At 67.9% G+C, this 18478-nt stretch carries 17 protein-coding genes and 1 other RNA gene; 10 read left to right on the top strand and 8 right to left on the bottom strand.

Features of this window, described 5'->3' with window-relative positions:
• Positions 1–462 (bottom strand): hypothetical protein (locus tag VIR15_RS18365; protein WP_414654977.1); only part of this gene is annotated, 462 nt, incomplete at its 3' end.
• Positions 463–700: 238 nt separating this feature from the next.
• On the opposite strand from VIR15_RS18365, the gene rnpB reads away from it, so the two are divergent.
• Together rnpB and VIR15_RS18355 are read left to right on the top strand one after the other, a co-directional pair.
• Positions 701–1070: RNase P RNA component class A (rnpB, locus tag VIR15_RS18360), an RNA gene on the top strand.
• A gap of 298 nt (positions 1071–1368) precedes the next feature.
• Positions 1369–2253, top strand: coding sequence for an aldo/keto reductase (locus VIR15_RS18355; RefSeq protein ID WP_331930406.1), 885 nt, complete (start codon positions 1369–1371; stop codon positions 2251–2253).
• 258 nt (positions 2254–2511) lie between these two features.
• Here the strand turns inward: VIR15_RS18355 and VIR15_RS18350 are convergent, their stop codons facing one another.
• The 5 genes from VIR15_RS18350 to VIR15_RS18330 form a co-directional block, all read right to left on the bottom strand.
• Positions 2512–3498, bottom strand: a complete 987-nt coding sequence (locus VIR15_RS18350) for a formylglycine-generating enzyme family protein (protein ID WP_331930404.1) — start codon at positions 3496–3498, stop codon at positions 2512–2514.
• A complete protein-coding gene (locus tag VIR15_RS18345; RefSeq protein ID WP_331930402.1) occupies positions 3498–5870 on the bottom strand; it encodes an arylsulfatase in 2373 nt (790 codons plus the stop codon). Before VIR15_RS18345 ends, VIR15_RS18350 begins: the two co-directional genes overlap by 1 nt.
• A 277-nt stretch (positions 5871–6147) precedes the next feature.
• Positions 6148–7362 (bottom strand): cation:proton antiporter domain-containing protein, encoded by a 1215-nt coding sequence (locus tag VIR15_RS18340; RefSeq protein WP_331930400.1) that lies wholly within the window; start codon positions 7360–7362, stop codon positions 6148–6150.
• Between the two features lie 296 nt (positions 7363–7658).
• Entirely contained in the window at positions 7659–7814 is a 156-nt protein-coding gene (locus tag VIR15_RS18335; RefSeq protein WP_331930398.1) for a hypothetical protein, read from the bottom strand.
• A gap of 1 nt (position 7815) precedes the next feature.
• A complete protein-coding gene (locus tag VIR15_RS18330) occupies positions 7816–8280 on the bottom strand; it encodes a DUF6325 family protein (protein ID WP_331930396.1) in 465 nt (154 codons plus the stop codon).
• Between the two features lie 563 nt (positions 8281–8843).
• Here VIR15_RS18330 and VIR15_RS18325 point away from each other — a divergent pair.
• Together VIR15_RS18325 and VIR15_RS18320 are read left to right on the top strand one after the other, a co-directional pair.
• Complete coding sequence (locus tag VIR15_RS18325; protein WP_331930394.1) at positions 8844–10259, top strand: M1 family metallopeptidase; 1416 nt, start codon at positions 8844–8846, stop codon at positions 10257–10259.
• 4 nt (positions 10260–10263) lie between these two features.
• Positions 10264–10509, top strand: coding sequence for a hypothetical protein (locus tag VIR15_RS18320; protein ID WP_331930392.1), 246 nt, complete (start codon positions 10264–10266; stop codon positions 10507–10509).
• A 38-nt stretch (positions 10510–10547) separates the two neighbouring features.
• Here the strand turns inward: VIR15_RS18320 and VIR15_RS18315 are convergent, their stop codons facing one another.
• Entirely contained in the window at positions 10548–10772 is a 225-nt protein-coding gene (locus VIR15_RS18315; protein WP_331930390.1) for a hypothetical protein, read from the bottom strand.
• A 270-nt stretch (positions 10773–11042) separates the two neighbouring features.
• Positions 11043–12488 carry a glucuronate isomerase gene (gene uxaC, locus VIR15_RS18310; protein WP_331930388.1) on the bottom strand — a complete coding sequence of 482 codons (1446 nt, stop codon included), beginning with the start codon at positions 12486–12488 and terminating at the stop codon, positions 11043–11045.
• A gap of 264 nt (positions 12489–12752) precedes the next feature.
• Here uxaC and VIR15_RS18305 point away from each other — a divergent pair, with 264 nt between their 5' ends.
• The 6 genes from VIR15_RS18305 to VIR15_RS18280 form a co-directional block, all read left to right on the top strand.
• Positions 12753–13781 (top strand): LacI family DNA-binding transcriptional regulator, encoded by a 1029-nt coding sequence (locus tag VIR15_RS18305; RefSeq protein WP_331930386.1) that lies wholly within the window; start codon positions 12753–12755, stop codon positions 13779–13781.
• Between the two features lie 18 nt (positions 13782–13799).
• A complete protein-coding gene (locus tag VIR15_RS18300; protein ID WP_331930384.1) occupies positions 13800–15029 on the top strand; it encodes an ABC transporter substrate-binding protein in 1230 nt (409 codons plus the stop codon).
• Entirely contained in the window at positions 15026–16183 is a 1158-nt protein-coding gene (locus VIR15_RS18295; RefSeq protein WP_331930382.1) for an ABC transporter ATP-binding protein, read from the top strand. Before VIR15_RS18300 ends, VIR15_RS18295 begins: the two co-directional genes overlap by 4 nt.
• The gene (locus tag VIR15_RS18290; RefSeq protein WP_331930380.1) at positions 16180–17097 is read left to right on the top strand and encodes an ABC transporter permease; all 918 of its coding nucleotides are present in this window, start codon (positions 16180–16182) and stop codon (positions 17095–17097) included. The genes VIR15_RS18295 and VIR15_RS18290 overlap by 4 nt, the downstream gene beginning before the upstream one ends.
• Complete coding sequence (locus tag VIR15_RS18285; protein ID WP_331930378.1) at positions 17094–17990, top strand: ABC transporter permease; 897 nt, start codon at positions 17094–17096, stop codon at positions 17988–17990. Before VIR15_RS18290 ends, VIR15_RS18285 begins: the two co-directional genes overlap by 4 nt.
• A gap of 37 nt (positions 17991–18027) precedes the next feature.
• A partial coding sequence (locus tag VIR15_RS18280; RefSeq protein ID WP_331930376.1) for a PfkB family carbohydrate kinase occupies positions 18028–18478 on the top strand: 451 nt, incomplete at its 3' end.

Here is an 18478-nt window from a genome sequence, read left to right as displayed (position 1 = left end):
CTCGAGCTGGTCATACGAAGGGCGGGTGCGAAGCGACGTCCCCGTGACGTCCGCACCGCTGGCGAGCTGCAGCCCGACGAGGAAGGCAACGGCCAAGGCGAACACGACGCCGGCGGTTGCCAGGATGCGACGAGGCGTGCGGACGGGCGAATTCTGCACACTCGACGACGTGGAGGCAGACGCGTTCTGCGCGTTCGACAGAGCCTGTCGACCGTGCAGTTTCTGCCAGCGCAGCGCCTCGCGAGCGCGAGTCATCGAGGTGGTGTAAATGCTCGCTGCGATCGCGCTCACGACCGAACCGATCGCTGCACCGCTGATGGTGCCGAGCACACCGAGGCGCGAGCCGAGAGCGGCCGCCGTCGCGGCAGCCAACGACCCGGCGATGAGCTGGGTGACTGAGAGGTCGAGCAACGTCGCTCTGCGGGCGGGTGGGGCGGTCTCGGTGTTCAGTTGCTCGGTCATGTCCTGGTTCAGTTGCGTATCGCGTTCTCCATGAGGACGAACGAGGGCCCTCGCTCGTTGATGCCCGCGTCCAGGTGTGAGTCAGGTCACGCCTACTCCGAGTTGAGGTCTGTTCGTGAAACCCGGGCTGGCGCAGAGCGTTCTACCCGCGGTAAGTGGCTGAAGCCGGCCACGCACCCCAGGTCAGGTGGGCGCGGTGTGAGCTCAGCAGCATACGGCATCTATCATTGGGGACGGATGAGTCGGCCAGGCGGTCGCGTCAGGAGAGATCCTGCCGAGGAACGTCCGGGCTCCACAGGGCAGGGTGGTGGCCAACAGCCACCCGGGGTGACCCGCGGGACAGTGCCACAGAAAGCAAACCGCCTGCTTCGTGCAGGTAAGGGTGAAACGGTGGTGTAAGAGACCACCAGCGCTCCAGGTGACTGGGGCGGCTCGGTAAACCCCACCCGGAGCAAGCCCAGACAGCGCACGCTCGAGACCGGCCCGGTCGAGTGCGCGGGTAGGGCGCTGGAGCCGGTCAGCAATGGCCGGCCGAGATGGATGGCCGTCGCCGCGTCACTGGCAACGGGGACGCGGAACAGAACCCGGCGTATCGGCCGACTCATCCGCCATACCTTCACATTGGGGGCGTCGTCTGGGACGAGAACGCTTGGGACGAAGCACGACGGTCGTCGGACTCCCGGCCCCTGAGCGCGGGGTGCTGGTCTGAGGGGTCTGCCGAGGGTCAGGCCGGCTCGACGCGAAGCGTCCTCGCCCGGGCTTGCGGGCTGGTGATGGACGCACGGGCGTACCGTTCTGCCTCTGGTGACCTACGCCGTGAGTGGGATGGGCCGGGTGACCGACGACTACCGCAGGCTGCTACCCGGGTCCACGATCAGCGAAGGGAAACCGAAAGAGAGAGAGACGATGACCGTCCCCAGCATCACCCTGAACAACGGCGTGCAGATGCCGGCCCTCGGGTACGGGGTCTTCCAGACCCCGCCCGACGAGACCCGCACCGCGGTCGCCACCGCACTTGAGATCGGCTACCGACACATCGACACCGCTGCTGCGTACGGCAACGAGCGGCAGGTGGGCGAGGCCATCGCCGCCTCCGGACTGGACCGGGGCGAGGTGTTCGTCGAGACAAAGGTCTGGATCAGCGACTACGGCTACGACGCCACCCTGCACGCTTTCGACAAGAGCGCCGGCAAGCTCGCGCTGGAGCAGCTCGACCTGCTCATCCTCCACCAGGCACTCCCCGGCGAGTTCGACCTCACCATCGATGCCTATCGGGCCCTCGAGACGCTGCTCGCCGACGGCAAGGTCCGTGCCATCGGCGTCAGCAACTTCATGCCCAACCACCTCGAACGGTTCCTCGACGCGACGACGGTCATCCCCGCCGTCAACCAGGCCGAGGTGCACCCCTACTTCCGCCAGCCCGAGGTCCTCGCGGCGGACGCCCGGCACGGAATCGTCACCCAGGCGTGGTCGCCCATCGGCGGCATCACGTTCTACCGCGACGGGTCGCCTGGCTCGACGCTGCAGGACCCGACCATCAAGGAGATTGCCCGGACCCACGACCGCACCCCTGCGCAGGTGATGCTCCGCTGGCACCTCCAGCAGGGCCGCTCGGCAATCCCCAAGTCAGTCACGCCGTCCCGCATGGCCGAGAACCTCGACGTTCTCGACTTCGAGCTCACCCCTGAGGACCTCGCCGCCATCGACAGCCTCGACACCGGCGTGCGAGGTGGACCGGACCCGGAGGTCGTCACCCGCGAGGCATTCGGCCGCGAGATCCCCGAAGCCTGACACCACCACGAACAGAGCCACCCAGGCGCCCTGCACTCCCCGGCGTACAAGCCGGCTCATCCGCCATACCTACATGTGCGGGGCATCATCCGGCCCGTAGTTGCGGCGGACACCGTCTGGCGCCAAGACCACCGGTGTGACTTCAGCTCGCCAAGGGCCTGCGCCTTCCCGCGAGGCGACGAGACAGTGTGCACCCCTGCCAGGGTTCGGCGACCTGCGCTTCACAGGAAGCCATCCGTGCATGCTGCTACTGAGTGTTCATGGGTCGACGTCGTGCGCCACCCGGAAGCCGAGGTTGCCGGTGGTGCTGTCCGGGGTGTTGCTGCTGCGGGAGTCCACCCGGTAGCGCCAACAGTAGGTGTCGTGGCAGAGGTAGGAGCCTCCTCGCATGACCCGAGCCGTCCCCTGCGGCGGCCCCGGCGGTGCGCCGCGAGGGGAGTGAGCGTAGTACGTCGGGTCGAACCAGTCCGCGCACCACTCCCAGATGTTGCCGGTCATCTCGAACAAGCCGAGGTCGTTCGGAGGATAGCTGCCGACGGGACACGTCCCGACCCAGCCGTCCTCGCCCGTGTCGTGCGCGGGAAAGTGACCCTGGAAGACGTTCATAAGGTGCCGTCCACCGGGCTCCCGGTCATCGCCCCACGGGTAATGGTGGCCCACGCCGGTGCCTCGGGCCGCCCGTTCCCACTCGGCCTCGCTGGGCAGACGCCCGCCGGCCCAGGTGCAGAAGGCAACGGCGTCCGCCCAGCCCACGTGGACGACCGGGTGCTCAGCCCGGTCGTTCAGATCGCTGTGCGGTCCCTCGGGATGCCGCCAGTCGGCGCCCTCGACCTCGCGCCACCAAGGGGTCGCGGCGACGGCTCGAGTTGGGGGGAAGTCGTCCGGGAGGAGGCCTCCGAACACGAAGGACGTGCCGAGCTTCTCGGCGGTCGTGCGGTGACCGGTGGCCTGGACGAAGTCACGGAACCGCTCGTTGGTTACGGTGTGGACCTCGAGCAGGAACGGCGCCAGCTCCACCTCGTGCGCGGGGCCCTCACCGTCCCGGGCGTAACCCCGCGGGTCGTCGGTGCCCATCAGAAAGGCACCGGCGTCCACAGCTGCCGTCGCGCCGCGCCGGTCCGCGGCCCCCGGCTGAGCGGCGGAGACCCTTCCGGCGGCCTCGGCATCCGGCGCATGGACGCCGCGCTCGCCGCGGGCCGGGCCGCAGCACGGCCCCGTTGTCGGGTCGCTCGCGTGCTGCCCCATCACTGCCTGGCCATGGCGACGCGAAGGCGCTCGTCGGGCGAGATGAGATGGTCGTGGTCGTCGGTGCCGACGTCGAGCTGGACCCACCTGATCCGGCCGGTGAACCGGCTGGTCTGGGGGGTGTAGTCGGGGGTGACGGTCGTGCCGGTCTCCTGGCCGATGTCGGTGGTCTCGTCGGCGGAGAAGATCATCGGCTGGGTGAGGCCCACGCGGCCGACCCCGACCTTGGTGCCGTCGTAGTAAAGGGTGACGTCGCCGCCCTTGGCCAGTCCTCCTCCGTCATAGGCAAACTCCACGCGGACCTGGTGGATGCCGCCAGGGATGGGGCTGTCGGCCTCGGTCGCGAACTGGTGAATGCCCAGGACGTTGTACACGAACCTGGCCCTTCCGGACTGGGCGTAGAGGGCCCAGCCGCCGAATCGGCCGCCCTGGGCGATGAGCACCCCCTCCACTCCGCCGTCGGGGACGTCGATCTCCGCTGTGACCGAGAATGACCTGTTCTTGATGCTCACCACGCTGTTCTCCGACAGGCGTCCCATGCCGGGGAAGAACAACTGAGAGGTCCCGCGGATCAAGGTGGGGCGCCCGGCGATGTCCGGGTTGAGCCGCTCGGCGCCGCGGTCGTCCAGCGGCAGCACGTCGTACTTCGCGGCCTCGATGAGCCAGAGCCGCTGCAGCTTGGCGAGCATCTCGGGCCGTTCGCCGACGAGGTCGCGGGCCTGGCTGTAGTCGGTGTTGCCGTCGTACAGCTCCCAGACGTCGTCGTCGAACGCGGGGATCACCCCTCCGCTCATGACCCACGGCGTGCGGTGCTTGGTGACCGCACTCCACCCCCGGTGGTAGATGCCGCGGTTGCCGAACATCTCGAAGTACTGCAGGTCGTGGCGCTCGGGGGCAGAGGCCTCCGCGAAGGTGTAGCACATGCTCGTGCCCTCCATTGCGGACTGCAGCACGCCGTTGACCTGCGTCGGCTCCGGCAGGCCGGCCGCTTCGAGGATGGTCGGCGCGACATCGATGACGTGGGTGAACTGTGAGCGCAGCCCCCCGGTGTCCGAGATGCCGGCCGGCCAGTGCACGATGGTTGCGTTCCGCGTGCCACCCCAGTGCGAGGCGACCTGCTTGGTCCACTGGAACGGGGTGCACATCGCCCAGGCCCAGCCGACCGCGTAGTGGTTGTACGACGAGGGCGAGCCGAGCTCGTCCATCTTGCTCAGCATGAACTCGGGAGTCTCGAGCGCCGCCATCCCGTTGAAGTTGGCCAGCTCGTTGAAAGCGCCGTTCAGGGTACCTTCAGCGGAGGCGCCGTTGTCGCCGATGATGTAGTACACGAGCGTGTTGTCGAGGACGCCCAGCTGCTCGATGGCGTCCACCAGTCGGCCGACGTGGTGGTCGGTGTGCTCGAGAAATCCGGCGTACACCTCCATCTGACGCGCCAGCACCGGTTTGAGGTCGTCGGGCATCTCGTCCCACGAGGGGATCTCACGATGGCGGGGCGTCAGCGCCGCCCCGTCCGGGACCACCCCCAGCTCCAGTTGCTGCGCGAAGATGCGTTCGCGCTGCACGTCCCAGCCGTCGTCGAACTGCCCGGCGTACCGGTCCGCCCATTCCTTCGGGACGTGGTGCGGGGCGTGTGTGGCCCCCGGCGCGAAGTAGACGAAGAAGGGCTTGGCCGGCATCAGCGCCTTTTGCTGCTGCACCCAACCGATAGCCCGGTCGGTCAGGTCCTCGGTGAGGTGGTACCCCTCCTCCGCCGAGGCCGGCGGCTCGACGGGCGTGGTGCCGTCGTAGAGCGCCGGGTCCCACTGGTTGTTCTCGCCGCCGATGAAGCCGTAGAACGTCTCGAAGCCACCTCCACCGGACGGCCAGGCGTCAAACGGACCCATCGGCGAGGACTGCCAGACCGGCACCTCGTGGCATTTGCCGAACTGTGCCGTGGAGTACCCGTTGAGCTTCAGCGTCATCGCCAAGGGCCCCTTGGTGTTCGAGCGCAGCGAGCTGTAGCCGGGGGCCGAGGTCGCCGTCTCGGTGATGCTGCCCATGCCCACCGAGTGGTGGTTGCGGCCGGTGAGCAGGGCCTGCCGGGTCGGTGCGCACAGCGCCGTGGTGTGGAACCGGTTGTACCGCAACCCACCGTCGGCCAGCCGGTCCGCCGTCGGCATCCGGCAGGGTCCCCCGAACGTGCTCGACGCGCCGAAGCCGACGTCGTCGAGCAGGACGACGAGGACGTTGGGCGCGCCCTCCGGCGGCAGCAGCGGCTCGATCGGCGGGAACGCCGTGTCAGGATCCTTGGCGTCGTACGTCGTCAGCCCGTGGGGCGGCCGGTCCGGGATGGGCAGCATCGTGCGGGCATGGCGATCGGGTGACGCCGTCATGGGGGATCCGCCTTTGGCATCGGGGGTGATTACCTCATCTTCCGCCGCATCGGTCCTCTCGCACTCACCCGTCAAGGGTGGCTGAGACCCAGCTGCGTGTTGCCTGCCGGGGCGATAGCGGGGTCGTCAGCCCGGATTTCGTGGGCTCCGTCGGCCACACTGGCCGGCGCCCCCCATGACGTCGCCTCGGTCCAAGACGCTGGACTCGACCCCAGAAAGGGCGAGTCCAGCTGGCGCGTCGGCCCTTCACGGACTGGTCGTCAGCCGCCTGTCGACGTCAGGGCGAGGTGTCCTCGCTCCATGTCCGGTGGGACGCGATGGTTCCATACCGCGTGGCCAACGGCCCCGAGGTCAGCCCATGCGCAAGGACGCTGAGCAGCACTGTGATCGCGATGATCGCAACGACCTCGTCCGCCACCGACCCGAGCGCCTCGAGCGCCAGCAGCGCAAACAGGAGCGAGGCCAGGCCCCGCGGACCGAACCAGCCGATGAACACGATGGTCCTACGGTCCATGCCGGCGCCGACGGCGGCGATGGCAACGGGCAGCATGCGGATGACGGTGAGGCTCAGCACGGCGTACACGACGGTCAGGGCGTCGAGGCGCTCGAGCATGATGGGCACGGCGATGGCGCCGAAGGCACACCAGACCAGGAGGGAGACCAGTCCGCCCGTCTGGTCGAGGAAGACCAGCTCGGCCGGCCCGCGACGGCCGGCGAGCGCCCCGAAACCCACCCCGGCGCAGAAGGCAGCGACGAACCCGTTGCCTTCTGTGGCCACTGCGGCCGTATAGGCGAGAAGGGCCAGCGCAAGGACCGCGATGCCGCTGAAGTCCTCGGCGGCCCACCCACGCCGGCGGGCGTGCCTGAGCAGCCACCCTCCGAGAGCTCCGACGGCGCCGCCCACCATCACTCCGAGGATCAGTGTGACGAGCGCTCGGCCCGTGGACTCCGCACCCTGAAGGCCGGCCGCGGCTGCGGCACCCGCGATCGCGAACATGACCACAGGAGTGGCTATTCCGTCGTTCAGTCCACTCTCGACGGTGATGAGCTGACGAATGCGCGAGGGGACGACCCGGTTGGTCACGACCGGCCTGCCGAGCGCCGCATCCGTTGGGGCCAGGGCGGCGCCGACGAGCAGCGCCATCCACAGGCCAAGGTCAGGCCAGAGCCATGCAGCCAGCGCCGACCCGAGGACGATGGTCAGCGGCAGGCCGATGCCCAACAGGCGCAGGTATCGGCCGATGTCCGCGCGCAGCTCGCTCAGGCTCAGTCGCGCGGCATCCGAGAACAGCAGCCACACGAGGGTGACCTCGACGAGGGGTGTGATGGCGTCGGGGCCCTCGGTGGTGTCCACGAGACCGCCCCGGTGCAGAAGAACACCCAGGGCAACGAACACCACGGGTGCCGTCAGGTCCGCACGCTCCAGACGTGCCGAAACCAGCCCCCACGCAAAAAGGGCCGCGGCGACGAGGAGAACGGCAGTCACCCCCACGACAAGTACCTGATCGCCCAGCTTCCGAGCATCTCCCCACACGCTGCGCTGGAGCACCTACGGGCGTGCGCTCGACGACCGTATCGCGGAGGAGACCGAGGCTCGCGCGCCGGGCCATCTCGGGGACCGACAGCCAGTCGGGAGACCGGCAGCGATCGGGGATCACGAGGCACGGAGACGGGGACCCTGATGTCCAGCTCGATCTTTTCCGCACACTCCGGTGTCACGCGCGCTCCGCCTCCTGTGGCCCGGGACACCACCTCACGGCGGCGACCCTCCAGTGGTTGGTGTGCGGATCAGTCGCGACGGTCGTCGCGGCGGTCCTCTCGGCGGTCACCGCGACGACGGACACCGTGGACGACGACGGCTGCGGTGCCGACGGTGGCGGCGGTGCGGGCCACGGGGGCGCCGATGACGCCGCGACGCATGGCGCGTGCGGGACGAAGTGGCATCTCAGTTCCCTTCTTCCAAGGCCAGCTCGGCCTCGATGGATGCGGCGATGGCTTGGATCGGGATCCGGCCGTTGGCGATGAGCTGCCCACCGGCGCGACGGGCAGCCGCGGCGAACGGTGCGGCCCAGCGGTTCTCGAAAACGAGAACGCCGGCGACGCTGCCGGGCTCCATGGCCGCGGCCAGCAGCTCGACGTCCTCTGCGGCGAGGACCTCGGCGATGTCGGTCTCGAGGGCGCGGATCTCGTCCACGGCCGGGGTGTCGTCGATCTCGAGGGCATCGACCGACCCGTCTGCGTTCTTGCTGATGATGAGGAGGTCGAGCACCCGGATCACACCGGACTCCGAGAGGCGGGCCAGCTCTTCGGCCACCTCGCCGGTGAAGTTTTGCTGACCTGCCGGGAACTCGATGACCACGTAGTCGACCGGGCCCAGCTCCTCCGTCGTCGTGTCGGGGTTGTCGTCCATGCTTCTCCTTCGCGATCCGCCCGGGGGCGCTGCGAAGCGGCGCGGCGTTGCGCTGCCTCGGTCGCGCGGCAGCCGGGTGCCGGCGCCGTCACAACCCCTCCAACTTCGTCCCTCGGCGGTGCCGGTGCGTCACCTCCAAGGGGTGAGACTGGTGGCCGCTGGGGCCGGCACGGTACGACGCCTGCCCTATCCGGGCTACATGGACGCGGTCGCTTTGGGATACCAAGGGAGGCTGTGCTGGCTGCAGACGACAGCCCGAAGCGCGCGAGTGCGGCCACGCCTCGAAGACCCGATCAGTCCGCAAATAGTCCGCAACAGGCTCGCTAACGGCTCGGTTCGACAAGCAACGCCAACTGACCCAATTGCACGTTTTGGCTGGTCAGGGGCTTGGGCACGACCGGCAGCATGCCCACCCGCCCAACCGCGGCTCCTTGCAGGCCCCCGGCGTTTCGGCCGGCTCATCCGCAATGCAGCCGCGCTCCACGCCGGCGACTGGGTCGCGACACCCTTGTCCGAGCTTCCCGGCCAGGACTAGCGTCGTCCCTACTGCGAGGGGAGTCGGCATGAGGAGAGGCAGCACGGCCACAACGATCGCCGCATTGGCACTGGCAGCGACCGCTGCCCCTGCGATGGCCGCCGACACCGTCGGCTCGCCCGGTGCCGGAGATCCCTTCTTCCCGCTCGCCGGCAACGGCGGAATCGACGTCACGAACTACAGCCTCGACCTCGCGTACCAACCGGCGAGCCACCAGCTCTCGGGCACGGCCACCCTCCAGATTCATGCGACTCAAGACCTCAGCAGATTCGACCTCGACCTGCGCGGGTTCGACGTCGGCACGGTCACAGTCAACGGGGTCGAGGCGTCAGTCGCGCGGGACGGCCAAGAGCTCATGATCACGCCGTCGCACGCCGTGCGCACTGGTGACGCCTTCACCGTCGTGGTGCCGTACGCCGGGCAGCCTCAGACGGTCATCGACCCGGACGGCTCGAGCGAGGGATGGGTCTACACCAGCGACGGCGCCGCGGTCGTCGGGGAGCCGCAGGGCTCCCCGGCGTGGTACCCCGCCAACGACACCCCTCGCGACAAGGCGACCTTCACGGTCAGCATGACGGTCCCGTCCGGGCTCACGGCCGTCGGCAACGGCTCACTGCAGAGCCAGACGACTGTGAACGGGGTGACCACCTTCACGTGGCGCGAGAGCTACCCGATGGCGCCCTACCTGGCGACCATCACCCTTGGTCGGTTCGACGTCACGACGGGCACGACGCCCAGCGGCATCCCGACGTATATCGCCGTCGACCCCAGGCAGGCGTCCTCGGCATCCGCGGTCCTCCGCAAGCTTCCCGCGATGGTGTCGTTCCTCGAGAACCTTTACGGGTCCTACCCCTTCGAGACGGTCGGTGCGATCGTCGACGACGCTCCCCAGCTCGGCTACTCACTCGAGACACAGACCAAGCCGGTCTTCGACGACGCACCCGACGAGGTCACCCTGCTCCACGAGCTCTCGCACATGTGGTTCGGCGACGCAGTCACGCTGGGCTCGTGGCCGGACATCTGGCTCCACGAGGGGTTCGCCACGTGGTCGGAGTGGATCTGGACCGAGCAGCAGGGTGGCAAGTCCGCGGCCCAGCGGTTCAAGCAGCTGGCAAACACGCCTGCACAGCAGACCTCGTTCTGGAACCCACCCCCGGGCGATCCCGGAGACGCCCAGCACCTCTTCGACGGCACGATCTACCAGCGAGGTGCCATGACGCTGGAGGCGCTGCGCGAACGGATCGGCGATGCACAGTTCACGGACTTGCTGCGGACCTGGTATGCCGAGAACCGGTACGGCACCGTCACCACGGCGGACTTCGTCGCCCTCGCCGAGCGCGTGAGCGGACAGGACCTGAGGCAGTTCTTCGACGAGTGGCTCTACCAGCCGGGCAAACCGTCCAGCCTCTTGGACGGCTCCGCTGCGACGACTCCAGTGGGATGAGCGGATGTCCATCGAGCAGTGGTGGCCGCGGCTCAGTCCGGAAACACGGGGTTGGCTGATCGAGCACAACGGCGAGCCCCTCCCGGCTGAGGTCGTCGACGAGATCTCTGATGTCGGAGGCGAGCCGTCGAGCGAGGCATGGTGGGTGGGGGAGCAGCGGCCGGACGGCCTCCACCTCTCCGATGACGCCGTCGACTGGGTCGAAGCAGTGGCCAACGGTGAGGAGCCGGGTCCGCCTAATACCGCCTGAGCGTCTATGCCGCTCAATCCCTCTCGTCCGCTGACGTCTCACGCGCCCGGACCCGCGCTCCGCGTGACCGTCGACCAGGGACTCCACCTGAAGCATGTGGGCAGGGCCGATGCCAGCCGGTGCGGTCCGGTCACCTCCATCCGTCCGGCGGCCACCGCCTCGGGCCAGCTCTGGTAGCCCTGGGAGACGTCGCTGAAGGCCGGGAGCGTCGGATCGTGCGCCGAGGCGGGAAGCGCGACGGGTCGACTCGACGGTGCATCCACCACATCAATGTCGTCTGTGGCACGTCGTGCGGAGGCAGGCCGTCGAAGAGCCACTCGACGGCCCAGCGGCCCAGGCTGTCGATAACACGCTCCCGGGCCCGCCTGGCCGGTCAGGTGGTAATCGATCCCCCCTTGACGGCCCGATCGAGACCTTCCGGTGCCAGCCGTGGCAGTGCTACGGGGGCGGGGACCACCTATACGCCTCTGATGCGTCCATGAGGCAGACGCGCCTGGCAACGAATCGACGGCCCCCAACACGCGCCGGGTGCCCTAGCGGTACTTCGCGGGCGAATGCATCCTGCTCCGGGCATACGACTGCTTGGGAAGGGTGTAGGCCAGGTCAACTGCTGTCTCGACCGCTTCGTCGTCGTTGAGGCGGTGTTCAGCCACGAGCCGGGCAAGGTAGCCGGCATCGATCCGGCGAGCCAGGTCGTGCCTGGCCGGGATGGAGGCGAAGGCACGAGTGTCGTCGACGAAGCCTGAGGTGTTGTAGAAACCAGCGGTCTCCGTGGCCAGTTCGCGGAAGCGGCGCATGCCGTCCGGGCTGTCAAGGAACCACCAGGGGGCGCCGAGGCGGACCGACGGGTACGCGCCGGCGATGGGAGCCAGCTCCCGGCTATACACCGTCTCGTCGACGGTGAAGAGGATGATCCTGAATCCGGGGTCGTCACCGTAGTCCTCCAACAGAGGACGAAGGCCCCGCGTGAACTCAGCGGCCACCGGTATGTCGAAGCCCTTGTCGGCGCCGAACGTGCTGTGGGTGTGGCCGTGGTGGTTTCGGAGCACACCGGGGTGCAGCTGCATGACGAGCCCGTCATCTCGTGACATGCCCGCCATGACGTGCAACATGTGCGCGGCGAACGCGCCGGCATCCCCAGGCGCCGCGTCGCCTGCCCAGGCGCGAGCGAAGAGCTGCCTCGCCTCAGCCTCGGGCAAGGGGGTCGTGTCCGCCGTGAGGTGCCCGTGGTCGGTCGCCAGTCCGCCCGCATCGATGAAGGCCTCCCGGCGGATCCGGAGGGCGGCCAGGAAGCCTGGATAGGTCGAGGTGTCCTCGTCAGCAAGCTCGCCGAGGGTTGTCACATTCTGCCGCCACAGCGGGCGGTCGAGGTGGACCACCGCGTCGGGGCGGAAGGTCGGGATGATGCGATCGCCGAGACCCTGCTCGGCCAGGCGCTGATGGTGCTCCAACGTGGCGGTGGCCGGGTCGGTGGTCGACAAGACCTCGATGCCAAACCGGTCCAAGAGCTGCTGCGGGCGGAAGTCCGGCTCGGCAACGCGTGCAGCGAGAGCGTCGTACAGGCTGTCCGCGGTCTCCGGTGAGGGCTGTTCGGCGACTCCGAAGACCTCGACGAGCTCGTGCTCGAGCCAATACCGCGACGGGGTTCCCCGGAAGAGGTGCCAGTTCTCACACAGCAGGCGCCAGATCGCTCTCGGGTCCCTCTGCACGGACGCCCCATCGTTCCTCGCCACGCCCAGGTCCTCTTGGCGGACGCCCTGCGAGACGAGCATCCGCGTGACGTAGTGGTCTGGGGTGATGAGCAGACTGGCCGGGTCCGGGAAGGGCCCGTTGTCCGCGAAAACCGACGCCTCGACATGGCCGTGCATGCAGACCAGCGGGAGGTCCTTCGTCTGCTCGTAGATCGCCCGCGCGATCGGACGCTGCCGTTCGTCGGACGGCAAGGCGCGGTCAGGGTGCAGGACGAGCGGGGACGGCATGAGACGGCTCCTTTGACGACGTCGAGCTCGACTCCACCAGCGTCGGCTGTGGAGCAGGCGATGAAAAGGGTTGCATGCCAGTTGAGGTGCCCGCAAGCCCGGTAGCCCGCAAATGGGCTGCTGATCGGACTGGGGTGCAACGACTTACACGCGTGCGTGTGGGTTCTGCCCGATCTGAGATTCTTCGCTGGAGTCATTGACAGGCTCCTGCAATCGGTTTCAGACTGCAGGCGAACATCCACTCAATGACGAGGGAGGCGCGGCATGGCGGTCACCATCCGCGACGTGGCGAAGGCGGCAGGCGTTTCACCGTCAACCGTCTCACGCGCCCTGTCAACGCCCGACATCGTCGACGCGGCCACGAGGGAGCGGGTCCTGCGCGTCGCCGACCACCTCGGCTACCAGCCCAACCGGGCAGCCCGCGGCCTCATCACCGGCCGCACCGGGAACATCGGGCTCATCCTGCCCGACCTGGCCAACCCGTTCTTCCCGTCTGTCGTCAAGGGGATCCAGAGTCAGGCCCACGAGAGCGACTACCAGGTCTTCGTCGCGGACACCGACGAGGACCCATACGCGGAACTGGGTCTCGTCCGCTCCCTCGCCAAGCAGGTCGACGGGATCATTCTGTGCTCCCCGCGCATGAAATCGTCCGAGCTCCGGGAGGCGGCCGGGTTGACTCCCGTCGTCCTCGTCAACCGCAAGGCCGGCTCCATCCCGTCCGTCTCCGTTGACAACGCGGATGGGATGCGACAGGTCGTCGAACACCTTGCCGGGCTCGGCCACCGCCAGATCGGGTTCATCGCGGGTCCGCGCTCGAGCTGGTCCACGAAGGAGCGCCTGCGCGGCCTGGTCACCGCCTGCGACGCCTCGAACGTGGAGCTGGTCGAGCTCGGCAACTTCGCGCCGACCTTCGAGGGGGGTGCCGAGGCCGCCGAGGGTGTGCTCATCTCCGGCGTCACGGCTGTCGTCGCCTACAACGACCTCGTCGCCCTCGGGCTCCTCAACACCATGCGTCAACGCGGCGTTGATGTCCCCGGCGACCTGAGCGTGGTCGGCATCGACAACATTCAGATGTCGCGCGTGGTTCATCCTGCACTCACCACGGTGAGCATCCCGAAGGAGCGGGCCGGCCGTAGGTCTGTTGACCTCCTCATCCAGCTGCTGACTGACCCATCCGGGCCCACCAAGTTCATCCACGAGCTACCCACTGAACTGCTCGTTCGGCAGACCACCGGGCCTGCCGCCCATCAGAAGCAACACCCGTCCGCACGGCGCCAGAGCGCGCACCAATAGAAGAAGGGAACATCCCACATGCGCCTTCCCATGCGCGTCACCTTCCCCACCACTGCGCTGGTCGCGGGCCTGCTCACTGTCGGCTTGGCAGCCTGCGGAGCCCCAAGCGCGCCGACGCAAGGAGGTGGGAACCCAACGGGTGAGGTCCCCGACAAACCGTCGAAGCCCGTCGTGCTCAACGTGCTCGATGTGGCGGGCAACCTGCAGCTCACCCAAGGAATGATCGACGAGTTCGTCAACCAGCACTCCGACGTGATCTCCAAGGTGACGTACTCCAAGGCTCCGGCACCAGACCTCGTCGGGAAGATCAAGGCCCAGCAAGGTGCCGGGCGGGTCGACATCGGGCTGGTCCTGACCGGCACCGACGGCCTGTCAGCAGGGGCGGAGCAGGGCCTGTGGCAGCAGATCCTGCCCACTCACGCGGACCGGCTCTCCAACATGTCCACCTATCTGGAGCCGGCCGCCAAGATGCAGGAACTCGCGGGCGACTACGGCGTCACGGTGACGTACTACCCCTCCGGTCCGCTGCTGGAGTACATGCCCGACAAGGTGACGAACCCGCCGAAGAGCGCCGAAGAGCTGCTCGCGTACGCCAAGGCCAACCCGGGCAAGGTCGAATATGCACGCCCCGCCAACTCCGGCCCGGGCCGCACCTTCCTCATGGGACTGCCGTACATCCTCGGGGACAAGGACCCCAATGATCCGATCAACGGCTGGGACAAGACCTGGGCCTACCTCAAGGACCTCGGGCAGTACATCAACAACTACCCAACGGGTACCACCCAGACCATGAAGGATCTGGCCAACGGCACGGTCAACGTCGTCGCCTCGACGACCGGCTGGGACATCAACCCACGGGCGCTCGGCACCGTGCCCGAGTCGGCGAAGGTCAGCACCTTGGAGGGCTTCCACTGGGTGACCGACGCGCACTACGCGGTCATCCCCAAGGGCGCTTCGACCGACCAGCAGGCGGCGGTACTGCAGCTCGTGCAGTTCATGCTGACCAAGGAGCAGCAGGCGAAGGCCTACGACGACGGCTACTTCTACCCCGGGCCTGCGGTGAAGGACGTGACGCTGTCCATGGCCCCGCAGAAGAGCCAGGACACGATCGCCAAGTTCGGCCGTCCGGAGTACGACGCCCTCATCGAGAACAACCCCAAGGAGGTTCCGCTCGACAACAAGTCGATGGTCGCGGCCTTCGACAAGTGGGACCGAGAGGTCGGTGGGTCGAAAGTGCAGCAGCAGTGACGAGCAAGCCAAAGGAGTTCAATGAGCTCCGCCTGGAGGGCGTCGGCCGCAAGTTCGGCGGCCAGGACGCCCTCCAGGACCTGGATCTGACGATCCGAGCGGGCGAGTTCATCGCCCTGCTCGGGCCGTCGGGCTGTGGCAAGTCAACGGCGCTCAACTGTCTGGCCGGGCTGCTCCCGCTGACCGCGGGAAGCATCTGGCAGGACGAGACCCGGGTCGACACGCTGCCGCCCGAGCGCCGGGGGTTCGGCATGGTGTTCCAGAACTACGCCCTGTTTCCGCACATGAGCGTTCGCAAGAACATCTCGTTCGGGCTGGAGATGCGCCGGCTGCCCAAGGCGGAGGTCGCTCGTCGCACGGAGGAGGCGGTTCGTCTGGTCCAGCTCGAAGAGCATGCCCGCAAACTGCCGGGGCAGCTCTCGGGCGGACAGCAGCAGCGCGTCGCGATCGCCCGGGCAGTCGTCCTCGAGCCGTCGCTGGTCCTGATGGACGAGCCCCTGTCTAACCTCGATGCGAAGCTCCGGCTCGAGATGCGCACCGAGATCCGTCGTCTACACCAGAGCCTGGGGCTCACCACGGTGTACGTGACCCACGACCAGGAGGAGGCGTTGTCCATGGCGGACCGCCTCGTGGTCTTGCGCAACGGCAAGGTGCAGCAGATCGGTGCACCCGAGGAGCTCCACACGACTCCCGCCAACTGGCACGTGGCTGACTTCATGGGCTTCCGGAACCTCCTGTCCATGCAGGTGGTGGAGGCCTCGGCCGGGCGGGTCGTCGTCGAGGGGGCCGGTCGGCGCCTCACCGCCACGCCGGTTGCGGACGTCGCCGTCGGAGACACCGTCGTCGTCGGCGTCCGCCCCGAGGACGTCGTCGTGGCCTCAGGCGGTGTCGCTGAGAACGAGCTGCACGCCGATGTCGAAGTGGTGGAGTACCAGGGCCGGGAGCTGGCGGTCGAGGCCCGCACTCGCGAGGGCTTCCGGCTGCACATCCGCACCGGACACCGCCTCGCGCCTGGGGACTCTCGTACCTTCACGGTCGATCCAGCTCGCCTGCTCGTGTTCGCGCAGGGCGACGAGCCATTGCCGGAGGCGACGACCCTCGTCAGCTCTGACGCCGACGCGTCAGCACTGGTCGACAGTCGGAGTCCGTCGTGAGCACGTCATCCGCCACGGATCGGCAGGATCAGCACCACGGACTGAGTCTGCGCCACCGACTCGCCGAACGCGGTGTCGACAGCCAGCTGCTGCTGCTCGTCCCTGCGATCGTCTTCGTCATCGGCCTGTTCATCTATCCCTTCCTGTACGGGCTGGGTCTGTCCTTCCAGCCGGCCAAGGGCGGCAGTCCATTCGGGGACTACCAACGGTTCTTCACGGACGCCTTCCAGCGGGACACCATCTGGAAGACACTTCGTTTGGCAATCCCAGCGGCCCTCTTCAATGTGCTGGCCTCGGTGCCCATCGCATACCGCATGCGAGGCCGGTTCCGTGGCAAGAGACTGGTCACGACGCTGCTCGTCATCCCGATCACGCTCGGCACCGTCCTCACGGCCCAGGGTTTGCTCAACTTCCTGGGACCGGCGGGTTGGCTCAACCGGACGCTGACGAGTGCTGGCCTCGATGAGCCGCTGCGCCTCATCAACAACTACTGGGGCGTGTTCTTCTCACTGGTGATCACCGGATTCCCGTTCGCGTTCCTGTTGATCCTGTCCTACCTGTCCGGCATCGACCCCAGCCTCGAGCGCGCCGCCGCCACCTTGGGCGCCGACTGGCGAGCCAGATTCCGCCGGATCACCTTGCCCCTGCTCGCACCCGGGCTCGCGACCACGTTCTGCCTCGCCTTCGTCCTGGCTTTCAGCGTGTTCCCCTCAGCGATCATCGTCGGCAACCCGACCGGCGAGACGAGGGTGATCTCGATCGCCGCTTACCAAGCGGCGTACGAGCAGTACGACTATCCGTTCGCGTCGGCGATCGCCATGATCATGGGGGCCGTCGAGCTCGCAGTCATCGCGTTGGTGCTCCTGTGGCGCAGTCGCTTCTACGTCGGGTCCACAGGAGGTAAGGGCGCATGACCACGGTCACCACCCGGGAGAAAACCAGGGCGCCGCAGAGCCCACCACCAACGGAGCGTCGTCGTCGCATTGTCGCGAGTCCCGGCGCCTGGCTGGTCTGGGGCGCCGTGGTCCTCTTCATGGTGTTCCTGGTGGGCATCGTGGGCTCAGTTGTCGTCAACTCGTTCGGTACCCGCTGGTTCGGCACGTGGCTCCCGGAGGGCTGGACGACTCAGTGGTACACACAGGCGTGGACCGAGTTCGACCTGTTCCAGGTCGTGATCGTCACCCTCGAGGTGGCCGCGGCTGTGGTCATCCTGTCGGTGCTCATCGGCGTGCCGGCCAGCTACGTCCTGGCACGGCGCAACTTTCCGGGCAAGCGGCTGGTCTACCTCGCGTTCCTGTTGCCCATCATGATGCCGCCGATCACCTATGGCATCCCCTTGGCAACCGTGCTCTACAAGTTCAACCTGGCCGGCAACATCACCGGCGTCATCCTAGCGAACCTCGTGCCCTGTGTGCCCTTCGTCATCCTCACGATGACCCCGTTCATCGAGCAGATCGACCCAACGATCGAGAAGGCGGCCCGCATGTCCGGCGCACGCACCCTCTCTGTGTTCACGCGGATCCTCGCGCCGCTGTTGGTGCCCGGCATCCTTGCTGCCTCGATTCTCGTCCTGGTCCGCACCGTGGGGATGTTCGAGCTCACGTTCCTCACTGCGGGCCCGGACTCGAACACCCTCGTTGTCGCGCTGTTCAACTCGATGAATGCGGCCGGTATCCGGGCGCAGCAGTCGGTCGACTCGATGGCGGTGATCTACACGGCAGTGATGATGGTGCTGCTGGTCATCGCACTGCGCTTCGTCAACCCCACGCAGCTCGTGGCACAGGTCAAGGAGGAGCCCCAACCGTGACCGTCACCGGCCGGGCCGGACTGCAGTGGGGTGGGCCGTGAGCGCACCCGATGTCGTGCTCCTCGGTGAGGTCCTGCTCGAGCTGTCGTCGCGGGAACCTCTCACCCAGGGTGCCACCCTGCGGCTGGGCTTCTCCGGGGACGCGTTGAATGCCGCGGCCGCCGCGGCCGCGGCGGGTGCCCACGTCGCGCTCGTCACGCGCGTGCCCGACGACGAGCTCGGCGACCAGCTGGTGCAGCGGGTGGGTGAGCTTGGAGTCGATACGTCGTGGATCATCCGCGCGCCCGGGCAGCACGGCTTGTACTTCAGTCATGCCGACCCCTTGGGCGCCCGGCAGTTCACCTACGTGCGACGGGGCAGCACCGCATCCAAGCTCGGCATCGCAGACCTTGACGAAGGCCTCCTCCAATCGGCTGGCGTCGTCATGGCCAGCGGCGTCGCCTGCGCCGTCTCCGACACGATGGCAGCCGCGGTCGCCAGGGCTGCCC

Source organism: Intrasporangium sp. (assembly GCF_036566125.1).
Taxonomy (GTDB): domain Bacteria; phylum Actinomycetota; class Actinomycetes; order Actinomycetales; family Dermatophilaceae; genus Intrasporangium.
The sequence above is the reverse complement of the archived record's forward strand: the minus strand, read 5'-3'. Positions and strand labels throughout refer to the sequence as shown.

Coding starts and splice junctions, on each gene's coding strand:
- VIR15_RS18355 (WP_331930406.1), top strand. CDS start 1,369: ATGACCGTCCCCAGCATCACCCTGAACAACGGCGTGCAGATGCCGGCC.
- VIR15_RS18350 (WP_331930404.1), bottom strand. CDS start 3,498: ATGGGGCAGCACGCGAGCGACCCGACAACGGGGCCGTGCTGCGGCCCG.
- VIR15_RS18345 (WP_331930402.1), bottom strand. CDS start 5,870: ATGACGGCGTCACCCGATCGCCATGCCCGCACGATGCTGCCCATCCCG.
- VIR15_RS18335 (WP_331930398.1), bottom strand. CDS start 7,814: ATGCCACTTCGTCCCGCACGCGCCATGCGTCGCGGCGTCATCGGCGCC.
- VIR15_RS18330 (WP_331930396.1), bottom strand. CDS start 8,280: ATGGACGACAACCCCGACACGACGACGGAGGAGCTGGGCCCGGTCGAC.
- VIR15_RS18325 (WP_331930394.1), top strand. CDS start 8,844: ATGAGGAGAGGCAGCACGGCCACAACGATCGCCGCATTGGCACTGGCA.
- VIR15_RS18320 (WP_331930392.1), top strand. CDS start 10,264: ATGTCCATCGAGCAGTGGTGGCCGCGGCTCAGTCCGGAAACACGGGGT.
- uxaC (WP_331930388.1), bottom strand. CDS start 12,488: ATGCCGTCCCCGCTCGTCCTGCACCCTGACCGCGCCTTGCCGTCCGAC.
- VIR15_RS18305 (WP_331930386.1), top strand. CDS start 12,753: ATGGCGGTCACCATCCGCGACGTGGCGAAGGCGGCAGGCGTTTCACCG.
- VIR15_RS18300 (WP_331930384.1), top strand. CDS start 13,800: ATGCGCCTTCCCATGCGCGTCACCTTCCCCACCACTGCGCTGGTCGCG.
- VIR15_RS18285 (WP_331930378.1), top strand. CDS start 17,094: ATGACCACGGTCACCACCCGGGAGAAAACCAGGGCGCCGCAGAGCCCA.